This is a genomic window from Empedobacter sp. UBA5036, from assembly GCF_002415215.1.
GTDB lineage: Bacteria > Bacteroidota > Bacteroidia > Flavobacteriales > Weeksellaceae > Empedobacter > Empedobacter falsenii_B.
Map to the genome: position 1 here is coordinate 31,708 of NZ_DICC01000020.1, position 23,517 is coordinate 55,224.

General features: G+C 30.6%; 25 protein-coding genes and 1 tRNA gene. 13 read left to right on the forward strand and 13 right to left on the reverse strand.

What is annotated here, in order from left to right:
• Nucleotides 1-109: 109 nt before the first annotated feature.
• Nucleotides 110-250, reverse strand: a complete 141-nt coding sequence (locus B4J88_RS03410) for a hypothetical protein (RefSeq protein ID WP_291066384.1) — start codon at nucleotides 248-250, stop codon at nucleotides 110-112.
• A 748-nt stretch (nucleotides 251-998) separates the two neighbouring features.
• Nucleotides 999-1,083 (reverse strand) — tRNA-Ser (locus tag B4J88_RS03415).
• Nucleotides 1,084-1,259: 176 nt separating this feature from the next.
• Between B4J88_RS03415 and B4J88_RS03420 the strand changes: the two genes are divergently transcribed.
• The 4 genes from B4J88_RS03420 to B4J88_RS03435 all read left to right on the forward strand — a co-directional run bounded on the left by B4J88_RS03420 (nucleotide 1,260) and on the right by B4J88_RS03435 (nucleotide 5,430).
• Nucleotides 1,260-1,682 carry a GNAT family N-acetyltransferase gene (locus tag B4J88_RS03420; RefSeq protein ID WP_291066386.1) on the forward strand — a complete coding sequence of 141 codons (423 nt, stop codon included), beginning with the start codon at nucleotides 1,260-1,262 and terminating at the stop codon, nucleotides 1,680-1,682.
• Nucleotides 1,683-1,723: 41 nt separating this feature from the next.
• Nucleotides 1,724-2,899, forward strand: a complete 1,176-nt coding sequence (locus B4J88_RS03425) for an MFS transporter (RefSeq protein WP_291066388.1) — start codon at nucleotides 1,724-1,726, stop codon at nucleotides 2,897-2,899.
• 353 nt (nucleotides 2,900-3,252) lie between these two features.
• Nucleotides 3,253-4,725: a TrkH family potassium uptake protein gene (locus B4J88_RS03430; protein ID WP_291066390.1), complete on the forward strand. Its 1,473-nt coding sequence runs from the start codon at nucleotides 3,253-3,255 to the stop codon at nucleotides 4,723-4,725.
• A 9-nt stretch (nucleotides 4,726-4,734) separates the two neighbouring features.
• Nucleotides 4,735-5,430, forward strand: coding sequence for a potassium channel family protein (locus B4J88_RS03435; protein ID WP_291066392.1), 696 nt, complete (start codon nucleotides 4,735-4,737; stop codon nucleotides 5,428-5,430).
• Here the strand turns inward: B4J88_RS03435 and B4J88_RS03440 are convergent.
• The gene (locus tag B4J88_RS03440) at nucleotides 5,417-5,797 is read right to left on the reverse strand and encodes a hypothetical protein (RefSeq protein WP_180906033.1); all 381 of its coding nucleotides are present in this window, start codon (nucleotides 5,795-5,797) and stop codon (nucleotides 5,417-5,419) included. The two genes, B4J88_RS03435 and B4J88_RS03440, sit on opposite strands and share 14 nt — an antisense overlap.
• 253 nt (nucleotides 5,798-6,050) lie before the next feature.
• On the opposite strand from B4J88_RS03440, the gene B4J88_RS03445 reads away from it, so the two are divergent.
• Nucleotides 6,051-6,389 carry a hypothetical protein gene (locus B4J88_RS03445; protein ID WP_291066394.1) on the forward strand — a complete coding sequence of 113 codons (339 nt, stop codon included), beginning with the start codon at nucleotides 6,051-6,053 and terminating at the stop codon, nucleotides 6,387-6,389.
• Nucleotides 6,390-6,451: 62 nt separating this feature from the next.
• Here the strand turns inward: B4J88_RS03445 and lysA are convergent, their stop codons facing one another.
• Together lysA and B4J88_RS03455 are read right to left on the reverse strand one after the other, a co-directional pair.
• Nucleotides 6,452-7,663, reverse strand: coding sequence for a diaminopimelate decarboxylase (gene lysA, locus B4J88_RS03450; RefSeq protein ID WP_125350173.1), 1,212 nt, complete (start codon nucleotides 7,661-7,663; stop codon nucleotides 6,452-6,454).
• A 162-nt stretch (nucleotides 7,664-7,825) separates the two neighbouring features.
• Complete coding sequence (locus B4J88_RS03455; protein ID WP_291066396.1) at nucleotides 7,826-8,959, reverse strand: MBL fold metallo-hydrolase; 1,134 nt, start codon at nucleotides 8,957-8,959, stop codon at nucleotides 7,826-7,828.
• A gap of 128 nt (nucleotides 8,960-9,087) precedes the next feature.
• Here B4J88_RS03455 and B4J88_RS03460 point away from each other — a divergent pair, with 128 nt between their 5' ends.
• From B4J88_RS03460 to B4J88_RS03480, 5 genes are all read left to right on the forward strand, one after another.
• Nucleotides 9,088-9,636 (forward strand): YeeE/YedE family protein, encoded by a 549-nt coding sequence (locus B4J88_RS03460; RefSeq protein ID WP_291066398.1) that lies wholly within the window; start codon nucleotides 9,088-9,090, stop codon nucleotides 9,634-9,636.
• 4 nt (nucleotides 9,637-9,640) lie between these two features.
• Complete coding sequence (locus B4J88_RS03465) at nucleotides 9,641-10,054, forward strand: YeeE/YedE family protein (protein ID WP_135836085.1); 414 nt, start codon at nucleotides 9,641-9,643, stop codon at nucleotides 10,052-10,054.
• A 2-nt stretch (nucleotides 10,055-10,056) separates the two neighbouring features.
• Nucleotides 10,057-10,686, forward strand: a complete 630-nt coding sequence (locus B4J88_RS03470; protein WP_291066400.1) for a Crp/Fnr family transcriptional regulator — start codon at nucleotides 10,057-10,059, stop codon at nucleotides 10,684-10,686.
• 170 nt (nucleotides 10,687-10,856) lie between these two features.
• Nucleotides 10,857-11,630: a YeiH family protein gene (locus B4J88_RS03475; protein WP_291066402.1), complete on the forward strand. Its 774-nt coding sequence runs from the start codon at nucleotides 10,857-10,859 to the stop codon at nucleotides 11,628-11,630.
• Nucleotides 11,631-11,884: 254 nt separating this feature from the next.
• The gene (locus B4J88_RS03480; protein ID WP_291066404.1) at nucleotides 11,885-13,279 is read left to right on the forward strand and encodes an MBL fold metallo-hydrolase; all 1,395 of its coding nucleotides are present in this window, start codon (nucleotides 11,885-11,887) and stop codon (nucleotides 13,277-13,279) included.
• Between the two features lie 162 nt (nucleotides 13,280-13,441).
• Here the strand turns inward: B4J88_RS03480 and B4J88_RS03485 are convergent, their stop codons facing one another.
• The 6 genes from B4J88_RS03485 to B4J88_RS03510 form a co-directional block, all read right to left on the reverse strand.
• Nucleotides 13,442-13,669, reverse strand: a complete 228-nt coding sequence (locus B4J88_RS03485) for a YHS domain-containing protein (RefSeq protein ID WP_114999320.1) — start codon at nucleotides 13,667-13,669, stop codon at nucleotides 13,442-13,444.
• Nucleotides 13,670-13,671: 2 nt separating this feature from the next.
• Nucleotides 13,672-14,637, reverse strand: a complete 966-nt coding sequence (locus B4J88_RS03490; protein ID WP_280049722.1) for a hypothetical protein — start codon at nucleotides 14,635-14,637, stop codon at nucleotides 13,672-13,674.
• A 10-nt stretch (nucleotides 14,638-14,647) separates the two neighbouring features.
• Entirely contained in the window at nucleotides 14,648-15,688 is a 1,041-nt protein-coding gene (locus B4J88_RS03495) for a cytochrome-c peroxidase (RefSeq protein ID WP_291066406.1), read from the reverse strand.
• 44 nt (nucleotides 15,689-15,732) lie between these two features.
• A complete protein-coding gene (locus B4J88_RS03500; RefSeq protein WP_280046164.1) occupies nucleotides 15,733-16,575 on the reverse strand; it encodes an MbnP family protein in 843 nt (280 codons plus the stop codon).
• An 84-nt stretch (nucleotides 16,576-16,659) separates the two neighbouring features.
• Nucleotides 16,660-16,890 (reverse strand): hypothetical protein, encoded by a 231-nt coding sequence (locus tag B4J88_RS03505; RefSeq protein WP_291047165.1) that lies wholly within the window; start codon nucleotides 16,888-16,890, stop codon nucleotides 16,660-16,662.
• 208 nt (nucleotides 16,891-17,098) lie between these two features.
• Nucleotides 17,099-17,413 carry a hypothetical protein gene (locus tag B4J88_RS03510; RefSeq protein WP_219034535.1) on the reverse strand — a complete coding sequence of 105 codons (315 nt, stop codon included), beginning with the start codon at nucleotides 17,411-17,413 and terminating at the stop codon, nucleotides 17,099-17,101.
• 530 nt (nucleotides 17,414-17,943) lie between these two features.
• On the opposite strand from B4J88_RS03510, the gene B4J88_RS03515 reads away from it, so the two are divergent.
• Entirely contained in the window at nucleotides 17,944-18,321 is a 378-nt protein-coding gene (locus B4J88_RS03515) for a GreA/GreB family elongation factor (protein WP_125350614.1), read from the forward strand.
• Nucleotides 18,322-18,394: 73 nt separating this feature from the next.
• Here the strand turns inward: B4J88_RS03515 and murI are convergent, their stop codons facing one another.
• Nucleotides 18,395-19,204: a glutamate racemase gene (gene murI / locus B4J88_RS03520; RefSeq protein ID WP_038334087.1), complete on the reverse strand. Its 810-nt coding sequence runs from the start codon at nucleotides 19,202-19,204 to the stop codon at nucleotides 18,395-18,397.
• Nucleotides 19,205-19,336: 132 nt separating this feature from the next.
• Nucleotides 19,337-20,431 (reverse strand): PepSY-associated TM helix domain-containing protein, encoded by a 1,095-nt coding sequence (locus B4J88_RS03525; protein WP_291066409.1) that lies wholly within the window; start codon nucleotides 20,429-20,431, stop codon nucleotides 19,337-19,339.
• 67 nt (nucleotides 20,432-20,498) lie between these two features.
• On the opposite strand from B4J88_RS03525, the gene B4J88_RS03530 reads away from it, so the two are divergent.
• Nucleotides 20,499-22,721, forward strand: a complete 2,223-nt coding sequence (locus B4J88_RS03530; protein WP_291066411.1) for a TonB-dependent receptor — start codon at nucleotides 20,499-20,501, stop codon at nucleotides 22,719-22,721.
• A 208-nt stretch (nucleotides 22,722-22,929) separates the two neighbouring features.
• A complete protein-coding gene (locus B4J88_RS03535; protein ID WP_038334090.1) occupies nucleotides 22,930-23,481 on the forward strand; it encodes a lipocalin family protein in 552 nt (183 codons plus the stop codon).
• Nucleotides 23,482-23,517: the final 36 nt, after the last annotated feature.

The window sequence follows — 23,517 nt, forward strand, 5'->3', positions numbered from 1 at the left end:
GCTTTTAGCAAGCCAAGAATTACTTCAACAGGAGACTTGATATTTTTTTACGTTTTTAAATAATTTATATTATTCTAGTCAAAGTTTTAATGACTCAGTTTTATAATACTTAGTTCTCTATAATAGTCATGTTATTATAATATGAATTTAAAGTAGCTCCACTTCCCGATGTTGTAGAATTGAATAACTTTTGTTGACCAGGATCTAAATCGATCCAAGCTTCAGGTCTAATTTTTTGTCCTGTTAGCATATAAAAACTAGCTGTTCAATTAGATGCAGCAGGTGCACACCCCGCATCATTTGTATTATTTCTACTATCACTAGGGAAATTATTAGCATATTTAACTTCTTGTAAAAAATATTTTTTGAAGAAGTTTAGAATTTTTTGGCGTGAAATATATTTCTTTTATAAGTAACATTATAAAAGTGTTGTGAATTGTATCTAAATAAGCGTAAATCCTTTTGGTAATTTCGCAATATCTAGATCTTTAGGATTAGCTACTTGGATTAACGATTTTATGATTTCGTCTTCTATTATTTCTTCAAATTTGTCGTAGCTTAAATCAAAAAGAGATTGAAGATTAAGGTTTAGAAGCTATTCTTTTTGATTGACAAAATTGTCTGAATAAATCCTAATAAATTCTTTTTTTCAGAATTTCATTCATTTCTAAGTTTTTATATTTACTAAAATCTCCTTCTTTAATCTTAAAAATTCTTTTTAGAAAAGTAAAATCTTGTATTTCAGTATCTGAAATCACATTATCTTCTAATATAAAATCTGCATAGGAAATTAGGAAGTCTAAAGATTCGATTTTAATATCAGTTATCTTATCAATTCCATTATGATTAACAATTTTATTAAAAGAGTTATAATCAAAATTAATTTGAATCGATTTTAATATTTCTAGAAAATATGGTAATTCAGTTTTAGGTTTATAAGACTTTATAAACTCAGAAAAATAAAAAAACCAACAGATTACTCTATTGGGTTTTCTTAGCGGAGAGTGAGGGATTCGAACCCCCGGAGGTGTGACCCTCAACAGTTTTCAAGACTGCCGCATTCGACCACTCTGCCAACTCTCCAATAACGCAGTCTACTGCGGTATTGCGAGTGCAAATATAGAACGCTTTTTCGTTTTTCCAAATTCTAAAAACAATTATTTTTAAAATAATTTTTAACAAAATGATTCTCAATAGAATATTTTTATTGTTTTTTTTGAAAAGAGTCGTTTATATCTTTGTCTAAATTAATTATAGTCATGATTAGAAGAATTGAAGAAGTAGATTTTCCGAGATTGAGAGATATTTGGGTAAGTTCGGTTAGTAACACACACCATTTTTTAGCAAAAGAAGATTTTGAATATTATAAAGAAAATTTACCTAATTATTTTCCGCATGTTACTTTATTTGGTTACGAGATTGAGAATAAATTGGTAGGATTTGTCGGTGTCGCAGAACAAAATCTCGAAATGTTATTTATTCACAATGATTTTCGACGAAAAGGAGTAGGGAAGGCGTTGTTGGATTTTTCTATTCAAGAATTGAATGTAAAATCTGTTGATGTGAATGAACAAAATCAGCAAGCAATTGATTTTTATTTAAGTCAAGGTTTTAAGGTTATTTCTCGTTCTGAAAAAGATGGCGAAGGAAAAGCTTATCCTATTTTGCATTTGAGTTTATAATTTCGGGAGAGAAGCTTAACTTTGCAAATCATTTTTTAGCCATGCATTCATCAACAGAATTATCATCAACTCAAAAAAATCGCATTCGTTTAGCTGTTTCGCTTTTCTTTTTTTCGCAAGGTTTAGCCTTTTCTTCATGGGCAAGTCGTATTCCGACAATCAAATCAGATTTAGGAATTTCAGAAGGACAATTAGGAACTTTGTTGTTGTTAATGCCGATTGGTCAATTGTGTACAATGGCACTTTCCGGAAAATTAGTAGCGAAATTTGGAAGCAAAAATGTCTTACGAATTGTTGTTTTAATTTATCCTTTGATACTTTGTTGTATAGGTCTAGCTCAAAATTTTTATCAATTAGGTGCTGTGTTATTTTTCTTTGGAGTAATCGGAAACATGTGCAATATTTCGGTGAATACGCAAGGTGTTGAGGTTGAGAAAATATATGGAAAATCGATTATGTCATCTTTTCATGGAGCGTGGAGTATAGCTGGTTTTACAGGTGCTTTGATTGGTTTATTGATGATGAATTTGCATGTGAATACATTTTATCATTTTGTGATTATTTATGGCTTAATTATTTTGAGCTGGTTCATTAATAAAAAATATTTAGTCGATTCTACATCAACTCCAGCGAAGGAAAAGAAATCTATTTTTTCAAAACCAGATACTGTTTTGGTTCAACTAGGAATTATAGGTTTTCTAAGCATGGCAACAGAAGGTGCGATGTTCGATTGGAGTGGTGTTTATTTCCAAGATATCGTAAAAGCACCTCAAAATTTGGTTGTCGTTGGTTATGCTTCGTTTATGGTAATGATGGCAACAGGACGTTTCGTTGGTGATTATTTTATCAGTAAATATGGAAAACAACGCGTGATGCAAATTAGTGGAATTTTGATGTTTTCTGGTTTGATGCTTTCAGTATTTTTTCCTCAATTTATTGTGTGTACAATTGCATTTATGATGGTTGGATTGGGTGTTGCGTGTAATGTTCCGACAGTTTATAGTGTAGCGGGAAAAAACAAAAATGTAAATCCAGGCGTTGCATTGGCAATGGTTTCGAGTATCTCTTTTTTAGGATTTTTAATGGGACCACCACTGATTGGTTATATTGCTGAAGCTTTTGATTTGAGATATTCTTATGCGTTATTTGCTTGCTTTGGATTGATTATGGTTTTTATGGTTGGTAGAATGAAAATCTTTAAAAACATTAATAACTAATTTATAGCTTTTCAAAAAAAAAGTAATGATTAACTTGTAAGAAGTATACATAATTATAAATTTGCCTTTTTAATTATTATGAAACAAATATGTTTCGAATTTTAGTAAACAATAAGTTTTTTAACGTAATCCTTTCAATATCGTACACATTAGCTATTATAGCATTATTGGTAATGTTTGGATTTGGATTTCCTGTTGAGTATAAACTTTATATAAACATTTTTTTTATCATTCTACTATCTGTCGGAATTTTAAGAACAATACTTAAATATGTTTATTTTAAAGAAAAAATTATTCCGCGAGTCATCATTTTTGATATAGTAAGTATACTATTTATTCTTTATTGCATTAAAATGCAAATAACCGATTATAGTTGGTTTTTTGTCAGCAAATATTTGCAATTTGCTATTGTTTTAAAATTAGTAAGAGAAATTGCTACGCCTAATTTTACATTCAAGCGATCAGTTATTACGCCGCCGCAACTATTTATTTTCAGTTTTTTCATTTTAGTTTTTGGCGGAGCGTGTTTATTGATGTTACCAAAAGCAACTTATCATCCAATTTCTTTTCTAGATGCATTGTTCACGTCTACAAGCGCCGTTTGTGTAACGGGTTTAACGTCTGTTGATACCTATGTCACGTACACGCCAGTTGGTCATTTTATTTTGATGTTACTCATTCAGGCAGGAGGTTTAGGTATTTTGACTTTTGCCGGATATATTGCTTATTTTTTCAAAGGAAATAGCTCTTATGAGAATCAAATTGCCTTGGGAAGTATTGCGAATAATGACTCTTTGAGTGAAGTTTTTTCGTTTGTAAAAAAGATTATTTATTTAACTTTTGGAATCGAATTAGTAGGTGCGGCTTTAATTTATATTTCGATTGCACCATATAATATTAGTATTGTAGACAAATTATTTTTCAGTATTTTTCATTCGGTTTCGGCTTTTTGTAACGCTGGTTTTTCGACTTTGCCCAACGGTTTGATGAACAAAGGATTTGTACACAATTATGGTTTTCAGTCAGTTCTAATCACTTTGATTTTTTTAGGAGGAATAGGTTTTCCTATCTTGATTAATATTTTGCGTTATGTGGATTATTTAATTCGAAAATTAATCTCAAAAATTATTCACAACAAGAATAATCGTAAAAATTGGGTGTTTTCGTTAAGTTCTAAAGTAAATTTAATAACTTCATTAGTCATATTAATTATTTCTACGATCATTTTATTCTTCGAAGAATATTATTTGACATTAGGTCAACATCATGGTTTTGGTAAATTTATTTCGGCTTTATTTGTTGCAATGACGCCTCGTACAGCAGGTTTTAATAATATCGATTTTTCTCACTTACAATTCTCTTCCATACTTTTGGTTATTTTGTTAATGTGGATTGGTGCTTCACCAGCATCAACAGGAGGAGGAATTAAAACGAGTACTTTTGCAATTGCAATTCTTAATTTTATTAATATTGCACGCGGAAAAAATAAAATCGAAATTTACAAAAGAGAATTAAGCCCTATCAATGTACAAAAAGCTTTTGCAACAATGACATTATCTTTTTTAGTGATTGGAACAGGAATATTTTTGATTACTAAATTTGATAATCATTTGCATCTCATTGATGTTGCATTCGAAGCTTTTTCGGCATATTCAACAGTTGGTTTATCTTTAAATTTAACACCAACATTATCCGATCCAAGTAAAATTGTTGTCATTACAATGATGTTTATTGGTCGTGTTTCGATGATTACAATTTTGATGGCTTTTTTCAAGAAAACGGTTTCGTCAAATTATCGTTATCCATCAGATGATATTTTAATTTAAAAGAAAATTATGAAAGTAATAATTATAGGTTTAGGAAATTTTGGAGCAGCGCTTGGAAAGAAAATGGTGAAACTTGGGCACGAAATTATTGGTGTTGATAATAATATACAACGTGTTGAAGCTCTGAAAGATAAATTATCTTATACCATTTGTTTGGATGCAACAGACGAATTGTCTATGAACAAGTTACCGCTTAATAATACCGATATTGTAATTGTGAGTATTGGCGAAAATGAAGGCGCAAATATTATGGCGACGGCTATTTTTAAAAATAAAAATGTAAAACGCTTGATTAGTCGTTCCATTAATTCATTGCATGAAAATGTATTGCAAGCAATTGGAGTGTCAGAAATTATTCGTCCCGAAGCTGAATCTGCTGAGCGTTGGACCAAAAAACTAAATGTAAAAGGTGTTGTAGATTCTTTTGAATTGAACAAAGAATACAGTATCATAGAGGTGGTGACGCCAAATGAATTGGTTGGAAAGACGTTTGATGAGATACAGTTCAAAAAGCAACATAATATTTTGGTAATGACAATTATTAAAAACAAAGAAGAAGCTAGTTTTTTAGGTCAATATAAAATTGTTCCAGAAGTACAAGGTTTTCCTACATCAAATACAGTAATTACAAAAGATGATGTATTGGTAATCTATGGAGCAAATCAAGAAATTTATAAATTCTTAAAGAAATTTAATATTCAATAATCTTATTCTTAAACTCTAATACATGTGGTTTATGGAATTTTAAGTAAAAAATAATTCCCATAAAATAACAGACAACATCTAATATATCTGCTGTATAATTCGAAGAAAATTTTGGCATAATAAATTCTAATAAAAGACTCAAAACAAAAGCAGTAATTACCAAATAACTTGTTGGATAAACATAAACTTGATTGTTGTATTTAATTTTCGAAATGATATAACTTCCTAAGTGCGTCATAGCAGGTACCGCAAAAATATCAGTTAAATAATGGTTGAGATACTCAATTTCTATGGAATAAATTCGGGTAAGTTTGATAAAAATCCAACTCAGAATATAAAAACTAAAATAAGTATCAAATAGTTTCATTTTTTAGACCACAACAAGAATTATTAACACACAAAAAGCTCCAAGAATCATCAAAAATAGGAAGAAAGCATCGTCTATTAATTTTTGAGAGGCACTTCGTTTATCTTTTTTTTCTTTCATATACTAACTTTGAGGCAAAAGTATTTAATTCATTTCGAATTGCATAAGACGAATGTCATTGTAAAGTTTTTAAAATTGGATAGATTGAATCTTTAAAATATTTTCATAACTTTAAAACAGTAAATGATTGATAATGAAAATACTTTTATTCTTTCTTTTTCCAATTGCTCTTTTTGCGCAAGAAGTTGCTCAGAATGATAATTTAAAAAATAAATTGTTGATGAATTTTGCTCAACAATCTGGCTATTTTGATTTTAAGTATTCGCAAGATTTATCGCTTGAAAAGAATAATGAATTGATTTTGGATAATGTGAAGAATTATATTAATCAGCCAACAAGTATTTCTCCTTTAAAACCTATTGAAGAAAGAATTGAATATAAATATGATGACACAATGACGAATAGAGAAAATCTAATTAGAAGTGTTATTCATGAAATGTTTCTAAGTAAACCATTAAAATTAAGTAAATAGAAAAAAGCCCAATCCTTAGATTGAGCTTTAAAATACTATAAAAATATATAAAAATTCTGAGCTTAGAATTTTATATCCTCTGTTGTTGCGATTAAATCTTGAATTGTTTCGCGACGACGAATTAAATAATCCTTATCGTCAATTAACAAGACTTCCGCAGGTTTGAAACGCGAATTGTAGTTCGAAGCCATCGAGAAACAATATGCTCCAGCATTGTGGAAACACAACACATCTCCTTCGCTAATTTCATTTATTTTACGATTCGATCCAAACGTATCTGTTTCACAAATATATCCCACAACTGTGTAATAACGGCTACGACCTTCTGGATTCGAAATATTTTCAATTTCGTGATGAGCACTATAAAACATTGGACGAATTAAATGGTTGAAACCTGTATCAATTCCAGCAAAAACAGTAGAAGTTGTTTGTTTCACAACATTTACAGTTGCTAAGAAAGATCCTGCTTCAGAAACCATATATTTTCCTGGCTCGAACATTAATGTCAAAGGTTTTCCGTACGCTTTTTCGAACTCATTGAAACGTGCTGATAAACGCTCTCCTAAATATTCAATATCTGTTTCGTCTGCGCCTGGATAGTAAGGAACTTTAAATCCTGATCCAAAATCGATATAAGATAAATTCTTGAATTCTGCTGCAACTTCAAATAAAATTTCAGCTCCTTGTAAGAAAACATCAATATCTAAAATATCAGAACCTGTATGCATGTGAACACCATCCAAATGTAAACCTGTATTTTCTACAACACGTTTGATATGTGGTAATTGGTGAATAGAAATTCCGAATTTTGAATCAATATGTCCAACCGAAATATTTGCATTTCCACCTGCCATAATATGTGGATTAATACGCACACAAACTGGATATTTAGGAAAATCTTGACCAAATGTTTCTAAAACAGAAAGGTTATCGATATTGATGCGAACACCTAAATCAATTGCTTTTTTAATTTCAGCATACGAAACACCATTTGGCGTATAAATGATTTCTTTTGGTTTGAAACCTGCCATCAATCCCAATTCTACTTCTTGAATAGAAACCGTATCCAATCCTGAACCAAGTGATTTGAAATACTTTAAAATATTAAGATTTGTGTTTGCCTTACATGCATAATTTAACTTTAAACGTTTGACTGTAGAAAATGCATTTGTCATCTTTTCATATTGCGATCTAATTTTGTTCGCATCATATACATACAAGGGCGCACCATATTTTTGCACCAATTCCAATAGACGTTCTCTATTCAGTTCCATTTTGTTTATTTTTTTGTTTAAAGTTAAATTTCAGTTGCCAAAATTACGGAATACAAATGGTTTTCTGAAGATAATTCAGAATAAACTTATTATAAATCAATAATTTCGAATATTGTTTAAAAAATTAAAAAATATTTCGAATATTATTCGGTAATAAATGTTTTAATCCCTCCACCATTCTTTGAAGTGAAAGACAGAATCGTTCAAATTTAGTGGTTCACCAATCATAGGCGTCAAAATATCGAGCTTATTTTGCTTACCATTCTCTATAATTTTTTCCAAAGGTTCGTCCCAAGCATGTTTTGCCAAAGCAAATTTTGCAGCATGTACAGGAATAATATGTTTAGCTTTTAAATCGGTAATGATCGCAGGTAAATCTGTTGGTAAAGCATGAATGTATTTCCAAGCATCGTTGTATTGTCCATTTTCTAGAATCGCAAAATCAAACGGACCATATTTTTCTCCAATTTCTTTGAAATGCGTATCATAACCGCTATCACCACCTAAAAATATTTTTTGCGTAGGTGTTTCCAATACATAAGAAGTCCAAAGTGTTGTATTTCGTTTAAATTTTCTACCAGAAAAATGACGAGCTGGTGTAAAAGTAATTTTTAAGTTATTTTTTAATGAAACGCTTGTGTTCCATTCTTCTTCGATTAATTGTTCTGGTAGATAATTCCACTTCTCGAAATGTGCGCCAACTCCAAGCGGAAGAATCACTTTCTCCACTTTTGGACGTAATTCTTTCACTGTTTCATAATCCAAGTGATCGTAATGATCGTGTGAAATAACCAAATAATCAATCTTTGGGAAATCTTTTGCGTGATACGTATTTGCTCCTTTAAATGCTTTATTGAAAATTGGTAAAGGCGAACCGTAATCACTAAAAACAGGATCGATTAGGAAATTAACACCATCCAATTGAATATAATAAGACGAATGTCCCAACCAAATAAATACATTTTCAGATTTATCAATAGATTTGATATCCGTCTGAATATGCGGAATAGAATCTTTCGGATTGAGTTTTGGATTTTTCGCACCAAAGAAAAAGTCCCACATCACTTTTTTGGTATCAAAACCTTCTGCAAATGCTGGCGTGTGATGAATATTTTGAAATTGTCCATTTTTATACAACTTCGATTGTTTCATTCGTTCCAATCGTTTTCCAGTTGCATCAGCACCAAAAGTATTCATTTGTAGAACCGCGAAAGTTGCAATTACAAGAATTACAATCAAACTTAATAGGAAGTAAAGCATTCGTTTAAAAATTTTTCGTTTATTGATTTTTTTCATTGATGGTCAAAATTATAAAATTATTGGATTGATTTTGAAATAATATATCTTAAGTAAACTGTAACATTTGTAACTTTCATTTTAATTTAGATTTATCAACTTTGTACACGTTTTAGAAAAAATACAAAATGGAATTTATCTTACAACCTTGGCCATGGTATATTGGCGGACCAATAATTGCGATTGTAATGCTTTTATTGATTTATTTCGGAAAAAGTTTTGGATTTTCTTCAAATTTCAGAACGATTTGTTCTGCTTTGGGAGGAGGAAAATCATGTGATTTTTTCTCGTTTGATTGGAAAGCTCAAAAATGGAATTTATTATTCTTAGTTGGCGCAGTAATCGGAGGTTTTGTTTCGGTACATTTCTTATCAGATAATCAAATTCCTGAAATTTCAGAAGCTACAATTGCAAAATTGAATGCAATGGGATTTGAAAGTGCAGGAAAAGCATATTCTCCAACCGAAATTTTCGAAACGATGTCTGTAAAAAATATTGCTTTATTATTTGTTGGTGGATTATTAATTGGTTTTGGAACGCGCTATGCAGGAGGTTGTACATCTGGACATGCGATTTCGGGTTTAAGTGATTTGCAATTACCTTCATTAATCGCTGTTATCGGCTTTTTTATCGGTGGACTTTTGATGGTTCACGTTTTGTTTCCTTTAATTTTTTAATCGCATGAGAAGTTTAGTTTATATCATATTAGGTGTTATCTTTGGTGTAACCATGTACAAGGCAGAAACAGCCTCTTGGTTCCGCATTTTCGAAATGTTCAATTTTCAATCTTTCCACATGTACGGATTTATCGGTTCGGCTTTGGTTGTCGGTTTGATTGGAATACAATGGATGAAAAAGAAGGAAGCAAAAGATATCGATGGTGAAAAAATTGTGATTCAGCCCAAAACAAAATCAATAGCTCGTTATTTGATCGGAGGAATTTTCTTCGGGTTAGGTTGGGCGTTGGTTGGCGCTTGTCCTGGACCAATATTTGTACTATTAGGCGCAGGAGTTTATCCAATTTTAATTACAATTGTAGGTGCATTAATCGGTACATTTCTTTACGGAAAAATTAGAAACAAAATCCCACATTAAACATGATAAAAGAGAAAATAGAAGCAACTTATCCATATCAATTTGAAGATGAATTATTGAATGAAATTGATGAATTAGGATCTTTGGTTGATTTCAAAGCGAATGATGTAATGATTGATTTGAACCAATTTATCAAAGGAATGCCAATTCTTTTGAGTGGTGCAATCAAGATTATGCGCGAAGATTTTGATGAAGGAGAACTATTGTTGTATTTTCTCGAAAAAGGTGATACATGTGCCATGACGATGGCTTGTTGTTTAGGTGATAAACAGAGTAAAATACGTGCTGTTGCTGAAACTGATGGAGAATTGGTGATGATTCCGATTGTAAAAATGGACGAATGGTTGGCAAAATATCCATCGTGGAGACGTTTCATTTTTGATAGTTACAATAATAGAATGGAGGAAATGTTGGTAGCAATTGACAATTTAGCTTTCAATGATATGAACGAACGTTTGAAAAAATATCTGTTGGATGTCGCAAGTATCAACAAAGGCAAAGTTGTGGTAAAAACGCATCAAGAAATCGCTTACGAGCTCAATACTTCTCGTGTTGTTATTTCTCGTTTGTTGAAAGCGTTAGAAAAAGAAGGTTTTCTTCAACTAAACCGAAACGAAATCACGATTAAGTAAGAAATTATTTAAAAAAATATATACAAAGGAAGCTCAGTTTTTGAGCTTCCTTTTTTTATTTGAAACAACTTATAGTAGAAAATTTTTCTAAAAATAATCTCATTTGTAACAAATGTTACAATCTATTTTGATACGGTCAATTACTTTTGTTTTTGTATTTCATAAAACAAATGATTGCCCGTATAGTTTATTTTGGATTGTTGCTATTTACTTTTTTTCCTTTTGTAGAGTCGTCTGTGGCGTTACTTTTAGGGATTGGTTATGGTTTAATTTTTCAGAATGAATTTGGGGAAATTTCAAAGCGATATTCAAAGAAATTATTGAATATTGCAATCATTAGTTTAGGGTTAGGTTTGAATCTTCACGAGGCAGTTTCGGTAAGTAAAGATGGATTTTTTCTCACTTTTATTTCTGTGTTAAGTGTTTTTACATTAGGATTTGTATTCTACCGATTATTAAAAATCAACAAGAATACATCGCTGCTGATTACTTCAGGAACTGCTATTTGTGGAGGAAGTGCCATTGCCACAATTTCTTCGGTTTTACAACTAAAAGCGAATCAAATTACCATTGCTATGGCAGTTGTGTTTGTGTTGAATGCGATTGCATTAATGATTTTTCCGTTTATTGGACATTATTTTCAGTTATCGCAATATCAATTTGGTTTGTGGTCGGCAATTGCAATTCACGATACAAGTTCTGTTGTCGGTGCAGCCAAACAATACGGTGAACAAGCTTTAGAAGTTGCAACTACTGTAAAATTGAGCCGAACATTATGGATTTTTCCATTGGCTTTATTAATTGGTTATTTCAACAAAAAAGAGAACTCTTCTTACAAATTTCCTTATTTTATTATTGGTTTTATTGCAACAATGCTTATCGCTACTAATTTTCCTCAAGGCGAAAAAGTTTATCACATTTTACAAGGAATTTCGAAACAATAAATGGTTGTTGCTTTATTTATGATTGGCTCGTTGATTAACATACAATCCATCAAACAAGCAGGTTTTAAAACCTTATCATACGGAATTTTACTTTGGATTTTTATCTCCATTTTATCTTTGGTTTTGGTTTTAAATTATTTTTAAAATCTTTATTCTTTCTATTTTAAGTCTGTAACATTGGTTACTGTCGATTTTTTTTTAGCAACTTAACTTTGCTTAACAAATTAGAAAAGGTTAAACCATAAAAATATCATATGTTTTTTCAACACATTTTTGAAAAGTCATTGGCACATTCAAGTTACCTTGTAGGTTGTCAAGCAAAAGGAGAAGCAATTGTAATCGATCCAAAAAGAGATATTGATATATACTTAAAAATAGCAGAAGAAAATAAGCTGAAAATTACGCATATTGCAGAAACACATATTCATGCTGATTATCTTTCTGGTAGCCAAGAGTTAGCTTATGTAACAGGAGCAAAGATGTATTTGTCTGATGAAGGAGGTGAAGATTGGCAATACGATTTTGAACATATCGGATTAAAAAATGGCGATAAAATAGAAGTTGGAAATCTAATTTTTGAGGTGATGCATACACCAGGTCACACGCCAGAAAGTATTAGTTTCTTATTAACAGATACGCCTGCGACGAAAGAACCGGTTATGATTTTTACTGGAGATTTTGTTTTTGTAGGAGATATTGGTCGTCCAGATTTATTAGAAGAAGCTGCTGGATTAATTGGTACTAAAGAAGTAGGAGCGAAGCAGATGTTTGAATCGTTGAAAAAATTTCAAGCATTGCCAGATTATCTACAAGTTTGGCCAGCACATGGAGCAGGTTCTGCTTGCGGAAAAGCTTTGGGTGCTGTAGCAAGTACGACGGTTGGTTATGAGAAAATCAGAAATTGGGCGTTGCAATTTGATTCGAATGAAAAAGGATTTGTTGATTATTTATTGGCAGATCAACCCGAAGCACCAGCTTATTTTGCAATGATGAAAAAGCTGAATAAAACAAAACGTCCTTTGTTGATCGAAGTTCCGAAATGGGCTAAATTAACATACATCGAATTTGAAAAAGCGAAAGATTTTGGAATGAAAGTGATTGATGCGCGTATCAAAACAGATTTTTCTCAAATCCATTTACCAGGAACATTAAATATTCAAAACAATAAAACATTCAATACTTGGATGGGTTGGATGGTAAATTATCAAGAACCAATTGTGTTGATTGTAGAAGAGGATGAAGTAGAAGAAATGACACGAAAATTGATGCGAATTGGTTTGGATAATGTTTATGGTTATATTACTTCAACAGATATGTTGAGTAATTTTAGTTCTTTAGAATCTTCTATTTTTATCGACGCAGATACAATGGAAAATTACATTGGAAATGATGAGGTTCAGATTTTAGATGTTAGAGGGGAAACAGAATTTAAAGAAGGTCATATCGAAGGAGCGAAGCATATTTTTGTCGGTTATTTACCAAAAAGATACAATGAATTAGATCCAACTAAAAAAATTGTCTTGCATTGTCAAGCTGGAGATCGAGCAACGATTGCACAAAGTTTTTTGGAATCGAAAGGTTTTGAAGTTGAAAACTATAGTGGAGGAATTGCTGATTGGAAATTGAATCAAAAATCATTAGTGAAATAATATGTTTTTTTAAAATATTTTAAAAATGTTGACATCAAATTCGAATGTAGAAGTAGAGCTCGTACTACTCAAGCAGTAACAATTTTAAATAAAAATGACAGTAGTTACTTAATAATTCTTCTTAGAATCAAGTACAACTACTGTCAAATTATTTTCTTACTCTTACTTTTTCTTCATGTATTTTTTTGGATTTTTTTTGAATTCAACTTTACAGCTTTTACTACAAAAACCATAAATTTTCTTTTGATAAATTGCGGTATCTGTTAAGAATTGTGCGGTATTCATTCCACAAATAGGATCTTTCTCGTTTACAACTTTTACTTTTAGTTTTTGTTGAGCAAAAATTGAAAAAGAGATGATGAAGAATGTTAATGTTACTATTTTTTTCATTGTTATTGATTTTTAGATTGAAATAAATTGTAATTAAAAAAGAAACCTATTCTGTTTTTTACTTCGATTTCTCCCGAATTTAAATCAGAAAGTATGGGTTGAAAATATTCTATACCAAAATTAAACTTTCGAGCAGCTGCTTCTAATCCTAATTTCGCAAATTGAGCTTTTCCCTTAGATTTTGGAATCGTCTCCCCAAATTGTTCATTTTTATAATAAAATTCGTTTTGAAAACCGACTTTTCCAAGTAATTTTAATTCATTGTTAATGAAAAGGTGTTGTAATTGAATTAATTGATTCCATTGATCTCCAAATTTGTATTTCTTCTTATTCTCTCCTTTCAAGTTGTAGTCTGTTACTAATTGTAAAGTCGAATTCTTATAAGCTAATTGGTAATTTATTGCAAACTGAGTATCCCAACTTCCTGTACCTAATTGAAAACTAGGATTGGTTGTTTCAGCATTTGCTTGATTAAATTTTGCGATTGGAATTTTTAAACCTATTGCAGCACTTAATCCATGTTTTAGCTCGTTAGAATTTGTATTTGATTTAATAACTTTAACTATTCCCATCATATTTAAATCTCCAATACCAGAAATAGAAGAAGAGTTTTTACCTTCTTTATTATGAAAATGGTAAGGAATGCTAGCATTGATGTCAATTCTATTATTTATTGGAATTCTTGCCCATAATTGAATGGTGTTGAATTGTTGTTTTTGTGTTCTTTTATTAGAAAAAGCATCTTCTTTAGCTTTATAAGATTGATGAAGGTAACGAATACCAACGAAATTTGAATTTATAAGATTTTCAATTCCATTTGAGGTTGAAGTTGCTGAACAACCACAAGCATCACAATCTAATTCTAAATCATATAAATGAGAGATTACAATAGAATCATTATCAGTATGTGCAAATAATGAAATGGGAGTAAATAATATAACGAAAAATAAATTGATATATAATTTCATTTGAATAGATTTAAAATTCTGCATAAGCAGGGTTATTAATAAATGAGTAATCAGTTAATGTTTTTAGAAAAGAGATAATTGCCTTTTTTTCTTCTTCTGTCATAGGAATTCCAATTCGATTATTTTGTTTGAGTTGAGAATCCAAATATTTATCATTTTGTACACCTTCTGAATAAAAATTCAAAACAGCTTCTAAACTATAGAATCGACCATCGTGCATATAAGGTTTGGTCATTTCAATATTTCTTAAACTTGGAACTCTAAACTTCATAAAGTCAGTCGAATCTAATGTGACACGATATAAACCTCCATCTTTGTATTGTTTATTATAATACATTCCTGTATTTCGAAAAGACTCATCTGTAAAAAGTGTTCCTTTATGACAGCTTGAACATTTCTGTTGAAAAAGTTGTAAACCTTTTTTTTCGGTTTCGTTTAAATCTGCCTCTTTCCTTAAATATTGATCATATTTAGAATCTTTTGATACAACTGAAGCCATAAACTGTCCTAATGCGCTGAGAATACGATTTGCATCTATTTTATCATCTCCAAAAGCATTTTTAAACATTTTTCGATAAGAAGAATCTGATGATAATTTCTTAATAATTTCGGGAAAAGTTGTATCCATTTCTTCTTCAGCTGTAATAGGAGAAATTGGTTGTTGAGCTAAATCATGAATAACGCCATCCCACATAAATCGATTTAGAAAAGCTAAATTTTGAATAGGAGGAGCATTTCGAATTCCTAATCGATCATCAATTCCATGACTAACAGGATGTCCGTGGTGAGTAAAGGCATTTTCTTGAATATGGCAAAAAGCACATGAAATAGTATTATTTCTAGATAATCGACCTTCATAAAATAGTTTTTTTCCTAACTCAACACCATTCTTAGTTAACGGATATTTATCTGTATCAAATGTTATTTTAGGAAAATAAGAAGGAATTTCTAATTGATAAGGTTCATCAACGATCTGTCCATAATCAATATCATCATCGTTACAACTTAGCAAGATGAATAAACTGAATATAATTGTTATTATTTTATTCATTGTTTGTAGAATTATGCGGTGTTTATAAAACACCGCTATAAACTTTATTGATTTTTTTCGTCGTTATGTACATGATCAACTCGAAACATATTTTGTATATTTTCTGTTACCAATTGTGCAAAGTTGGAAGATCCCATAATGTTATTGTTCGACTCATCTAATATCAATTTATGATCACCACTTAAATAAGTGTTCAAATTTGCCATAATATGAATAGATGGCTTAATCTTAGAAGTTACCCGTGCAGATGTAGGTAAATCTAATGTTACTTCTCTATATAAATCTTGAACATTATTTTTGTTAATATCTCCCATATTTCCAGTATGAGTTAAGAAGAAAGTGTCAGTAGTAGTTTTCCCATAAAAACCTTCTATTTTAAAGAAAACATAACCAGCAGCCCAAGACCAAGTCATTCCATTTTTCTTTGCTTTTTCCCAAAAAGTAGCTTGTCCAGTCTGGCCTAATAAATAAGCTTTCTGAGATACACCAAGTCCAAAACGTACTTTTGTATATTTATTTTGAGGAATATTATCCAAATTTAAATAAACGACATTAGCTATTGCAGAATCTTGATTAATAACAAAAGCGCCTTTGTCTGGATCGTTTTTATGATAATCAAATTCATTTCCTTTTTCGTCAATTAATGTGATGTTAGAAATGATATATTTTAATGTTGTTAATTTATGTTTTTGTCCGTTTGATGAGGTTTGTGTTGTTTGATCTAGAACAATTCCTCCCAAATTATCAAATCCATTTTCAAACTTTAATTGAATTTTACCTGTTTCAGTTGATTTAATTTCAGAGAAATCATCATCGTTGTTGCAGGAAGTAAATAAAGTAAGTAATGCGATAAATGATAAGTTTAAAAAATATTTGATTGTTTTCATTGTAATAATTGTTTAATTTTTTTGAATAAAAATGCTGTTGGAAAACAATTATTGTTCTCCAATACTGAATATTTGTTCTATTAATTAAACAATTGGAGGTTTTAGATATTTAAAAACCCAATCGATAGAATAGGATGATAGCCAAAAGAATCGATGTTTTATTTTTACAATAAAATCTTGAATAAATGGAATATTTAAGGATTCGAAATGTATAAAAATTTCTGCAAATCGAATATTTTTTACTAAAACCGAATCAGATTCTTGTTCTGTTTCTTTTAGTTGCTTCGATAAATAACATTTTCCATTACATTGCATTTCTGGTCGCTCTTTATTGATACAATACTCATCAATAATCTTCTCCTGAGTACTAATGAATACAGTAAAAGGAATTAGTGATCGAAAACCAATTAAAAGCACGAACAATGCAATCAATAAACAATTGAAACTTTTGACAAATCTTATATGAAATGTCAACTTGATTAAATGTTAATGAGATAATAATTTGATAAACAAGAATTATTTATCAAATAGGAGGCTGAAGTTGTTGATCTAATTGATATTGAGTTTCGAAAGCTAATTCGATAGTCGAAATTTTTTCAATAGATTTTATGAAGGTAAATGTGTTAATTTCGAAGGTAGGTTGATAAATAAAATAATCAATTGCACGCAAAGAAACTTGAATTTTATTATCATCATTTTGTTCATCATTAACAGTCTTGGAAATTTGTTCTTTCAGATAACAAACTCCATTACACAATAATTCTGGACGCTCTATATTAACACAATATTCGTTAGAAATCTTATCATAATTTACCAAATAGTCAATAACAGGTAGCAATGGTCTACAAGTTATTAGAACAACAGTTAGTATGAAAAGGTAAGATTTCAATTCCTTAAAATTTTTATAAAATTAGACAGTTTTTATTTATTTTGAAAATGAAGATTATCAGTTTTTTCAGAAATTGAATTCAAGTTTCTTTTTATTGAAATGACATTAATGAAATAATCTTAAAAGGTTTATATTTTTTAGATTGAGAAAGATATCGTAACTTTGAATTAATCATTTTAGAATCAATTCATGGCAAATTTTATTGACATCTATAGAAGAAACAACCAATTGTGGTTGTTTTTGTCGTTGGCATATTTGCATGATGATACTTTCTTAAGAAGCTCGAAAGAGTTTATCAACTAATCCCTGTTACGACTCGAGACAGGGAACCTTCTATTTTTTTCAATTATCAATTATTTTCAATTTTCTGTAAGGAGATTTGTATCAAATTTTAGCGAATTTTATTTTCGGTTATTTGATATTTGAGTCTTAGAGAATCTTCTTCGAATGATTGAAAGTTTAACTAAGAATTTATCAAAATGACAACAAATATTATTTTAACAACAGGATTATACGATTTAATTAAAGACCATTTAAGAAGAAAAAAAGTAACAGCAGAACAAGAAAATATCTTAACAAAAGAATTGCGTCATGCAGAACAAATTTTGAGAAGAGATTTGGCTGATAATATTGTGACTGTTGGGAAAAAAGTAACAATAAAAGAATTAAATTCAAATCAAGAATATCAATTAAATTTTGTTAGCCCAGAAAAGGCAAAACCGAAAAAGAATCGTCATTCTATTTTAATGGACGAAGGTTTAGCAACAATTGGTTATAAAATTGGTGATGTAATTGAATGGCCAGCAAATGATGGCTCAAAAAAATATGAAATTCTGAATGTAGAAGCAGTTTCATAATTTGTCCAAAAGCATAATAAAAAAACCGAGCATTAGCTCGGTTTTTTATTGGTATATTTTCTGGAAAAATATTTTAAACATCTAAATGTGAAGCAGTAATTTTCTGACCATAAAAAATTGTCGTATTTGCTTCAAAACTTTTCGCATCATCTGTCGTATAAAATGTAAGATGTCCATTTTTTGAGCATTGTGTTTCTACTTCGGGATGGCGATGTAAATAGTCAGTTAATTTATTCGCGACCAATTCTCCTTGCGAAAGAATTGTTACATTTTCTAGTACATATTGCGAAATCACAGGAAGAAGAAGCGGATAATGTGTGCAAGCCAATACAATTGTATCGATTTCGGATGATTGATCAAATAAGCGTTGAATATCTTTTTCTACAATATCGTGCGCAGCTTTGCTATCAATTTCATTATTCTCAACCAAAGGAACCCAAAGTGGACAAGCTAATTGAAAAACATCAATTGTTGGATGAAATTTGTTCATCTCAATTTTATACGATTCGGACAAAACAGTTCCTTGCGTAGCTAAAATTCCGACTTTGTTATTCTTTGTGTATTCATTTATCGATTCTGTTGTTGGGCGAATAACACCCAAAACTCTTTTGCCTTCGGGTAAATCATTTTGCTGAATTGTTCGTAAAGCCTTTGCAGAGGCTGTATTGCAAGCAAGTATAACCAAATTGCATCCCAAATCAAACAATTTAAAAACGCATTCTTTGGTGTATTCATAAACTGTCTCAAACGAGCGAATTCCATAAGGGCAACGAGCATTATCACCTAAATAGATATAATCGTATTGCGGAAGTTTTTTCTGTATTTCTTTGAAAACGGTTAATCCTCCATAACCAGAGTCAAAAACACCAATTGGTCCTTGCATATTCGCTTATTTTTGAAGTACAAATTTACAAAATGTATTAAGATGTTAGCCTAATAATTTGGTTTGAAAAATTGCTTATGATTAATAGAAATAATAAATTTTATAATCTATTCAACAATTGTTTGAATAAAATTATTTTCTTTTCTGCTTTCGTTTTTTATTTCGCCAAATAATAAAACCTGTAATGGGTAAACTTGCGACGATTATTGAAGAAGTAAAGGCTAATACTTTGCCAAATAAACCCAATATTTGTCCTGTATGGATGTCGTACATTGAGTTTGCAAACTTTTTACCATTTGATAAATTCTCATTCATTAATTTAGAAACTTGAAATTGTTTCGAATCAAATTGGTATTCGTCAACCGCATAATAACGCAAACTTTTATGATACGCTCTTATGGCCAAAGGATTTTTTTCGGGTACGGGTAAATAAATCCAATACATAGAAGCTGTTGGACTATTTTTTAAACTATAAGCATATGCAGAATCAACAATAGTGTAATTGTCTTCTAACATTTTTTTAGGCTGATAGACATATCCTTTTTCTTCATTTGGAAATGATTTTCCAAAATTAACGATTTGCATATATGAATTGCGAACAGGTTTGAAACTAAATGCAATACCTGATAAAGCGACAATAAATGCAATACTAAAAGCATAAAATCCCAGTACATTATGCAAATCATAATTGATACGTTTCCATTTTGCTTTGTATTTTATCGTTAACCCATTTTTAGCTTGTTTTCTCTTTTTGGGCCACCAAAGTATTAATCCACTTATCATAATCATGATAAAAATAACAGTCGAAAAACCAATTATATTTTTTCCGATATCACCCAATAAAAGATTCATATGAATGTATTGTATCACCAAGAAAAAATCTTGTTTCATATTTTCTTGATGTAAGATTTTCCCTGAATATGGATTGACATATACAAAGTAAGATTCTTTTTTATCATCCTTCGTCATCACAACCGTTGATCGATCTTTATCCATATACATCACTCGAAGTACAATATGTTTAGGATTTTTGTCTCGTACTTCATGGATAATTTCACTTGGTTTTATGAATGGTTGATGAACAATTTCAACCTTTCTATAATCAAACAACGCATCTTTTATTTCATCTTGAAAACAAAATATAGCTCCAGTTATTGCTACAATACAAACAATAATACCTGTAAATAATCCAAACCATTTGTGAAGGAAAAGAAAATATTTTTTCATTAATAAATTAATTTAGAATAAATAAAAATTATATTTGCAGCAAATATAAATTATTTAAAAATACACTATGAAAAAAAATATCATCTGTTTAACTATTTTATTTGGGAGTGCTTCGCTGTCATATGCCCAAACGAATGATAGTATATCCACAGATTTGAATGATGTTGTGGTAGTTGCTTCAAGAAAACCTACTAAAATATCTGATTTGGCAGGAACTGTTTGGGTGATCAATCAAGAACAAATTGCGCAACAAGCTAAAAATGGTGTTCCATTAAAAGAGGCTTTAGCGATTATGATTCCAGGGATGGATGTTGGTTCGCAAGGAAGATCAAATTATGGTCAGAATATGCGTGGACGTTCGATGTTAGTGATGATAGACGGTGTTTCCTTAAACAGTATCCGTAACATAAGTCGTCAATTGGATGCGATAGATCCATTTAATATTGAAAGAATTGAGGTTTTATCTGGTGCAAGCGCAATTTATGGCGGAAATGCGACAGGTGGTATTGTCAATATTGTAACGAAAAAAGCACTAAAAAATGGAATTAGTGGCGAAACAGAATTTGGTTTACGTACAGGTTTTTCAGGTAGTGATGATCATGATTGGCGCGCTGCTCAATCTATTGGTTACAAAGATGATAAATTTACGGGACGTTTGGCTGTTGCTTTTCAACAAAATGGTGGAGCTTATGATGCAGATGGAGATCAAATATTTGCAGATATTTCGCAATTAGATTTACAATATAATCAATCTATTGATGTGTTGGCAACAGCGGGTTACAAATTCAATCCGAAACATCAAATCAATGGATCTGTGCAATATTATCGTTCAAAATATAATGGAGATCGTAGTTTATATTTAGGTGAAAATATTAGTGTTTTAACCAAAGGAGATGCTTCTGTTTTGGAAATGCGAGATGGTTTTGATACGGATAAAAATCCAGGAACAGAGCGTGTAATGGGAACATTGAGTTATAATGGAACGAATATTTTAGGAGGGCAAGACGTTTATGTTCAATTTGCTTCTCGTGTTGAGAAATTAGGATTTTACCCATTTCCAGGTAATTTAACGTTGCCTTCTGGGACAAGTCCTTATATGTCGGCTTCTCAACAGGATACGTATTATTCGGGTCTAAAAGCTGTTTTGGTAAAAGATTGGGGGAAATTGAAATTAACATATGGTGTAGACGCTGACTTTGAAAAGTTTGAAGGTCAACAAAATGTATTTGATTCTCAGAAATCATTATCAAGTGGAGGAATGATTAATCACACTGTTTTAACAATTGATCGTTATCCAACCAATCATTCTACAAGTTTTGCAGGATATGCGCAAGCTGAGTATGATATTTTACCTCAATTGAAAGTTTCGGGAGGAATTCGTTACCAAGATATTTCGATTAAGTTGGATGATTTTGTTGGTTCTACTCAACAATTGCAAATCGCAAATGGTTATGGAAACAGCGCCGATTATATTCCAGGCGGAAAAAGTAGCTATAATATGACGATGCTAAATGCTGGTTTGTTGTATAAAATTAATGAATTGAACCAAGTTTGGACAACTTATTCACAAGGAGTTTCGTTGGCTGATCCATCAAAATTTTATGGATATGGAAATTATAAATTTAATTCTGCAACCAATAATTGGGATTTAAGTTCGAGTGTCAATGTAAAAGATTCTCCTCTTTCTGGTGTGAAAACAGGACAATTTGAACTTGGTTATCGTTTCAGAACAAATAATGGATTTAAAGGACAAATCTCTGGATTTATCAGTAATTCCGATAAAAATATTGCTTTAAAACGTGATGGATTAAATCTTTGGGTAGAAGTAGTTGATCAGAAATTAAGAAATATGGGCGTAGAAACAGAGGTTTCTTACACGAACGGAGGATTTTATGTTGGAGCAAATACATTGTTAATCAAATCTGAAGTGGAGAAAAATGGTGATTGGCAAAAACAAGACGTTTCAACTTCTGGACCTTCTAAATTTACAGCTTACGCAGGTTATGGATTTGATAATTGGAATTTTAGATTTCAAACTTTACAAAGTTTCAAATACACAGATGGTTTGGAAAATGTGATTGATTCATACAATACATCAGATTTAATGATTGCTTACAAATTACCTTTCGGTAAAATTAATTTAGGTGTTCAGAATATTTTTAATACCGATTATCAAACAATTTGGAGTGCAAAATCACAAGTTTTGTATAGTGCATATAAAGTTCCAGAATTGTTTTATTACGCTGGACGAGGAAGAACTTTTAATCTAAGTTTTACATACAATTTTTAATTTATGACAAGCGAATCTTTTGATTCGCTTTTTTCTTGAAAATATTTTTTAGATAGGAAATATTGAAAACTGTACTAGAAAGTTTTGTGTATTTCATTTATAAAGAAAACTAAACAAGAAAATGTATTAAAACCTTTTCAAATATGGTTATTGGCTTAATGATTGCAATTGAATTTATAAATAAAGTTTCTCACAAAAAGAATGAATTATGAAGCAATTAAATAAAAAAATGATCTCAGGTTTAGCGTTAGCAGGTTTGGGAGGGTTGACTTATGCTTGGTTGAATTGTCGAAAAGTTAAAATCCCGGATTATGTTACAGCGGTCGAAAATTTTGATCCGCAACAATACATGGGAAAGTGGTATGAAATTGCACGATTAGATTTCAAATATGAAAAAAATATGAGTCATGTAACTGCGACTTATTTTTTGAATAAGAAAGGTGTAATAGAAGTTCATAACAGAGGTTTTGATGATAAAGAAAACCAATGGACAGAAGCTCATGGAAAAGTTAAGTTGAACGGAGAAGAGGGGAAAGGAGCTTTAAAAGTTAGTTTCTTTGGACCATTTTATTCAGGATATAATGTAGTGTTGATGGATCCTAATTATGAAACAGCTTTGGTTTTTGGTGAAAGTCATGATTATATGTGGATTTTATCACGACAAAAAACAATTTCGGAAGAAACAAAACAAAAGTTTCTTTTGTATGCAGAAGAAAAAGGATATGCGATAGAGGAACTTACTTGGACTGTACAAGAATAAGTTGATAAATATAGTTTCATCTCAAAGGGCTAATTT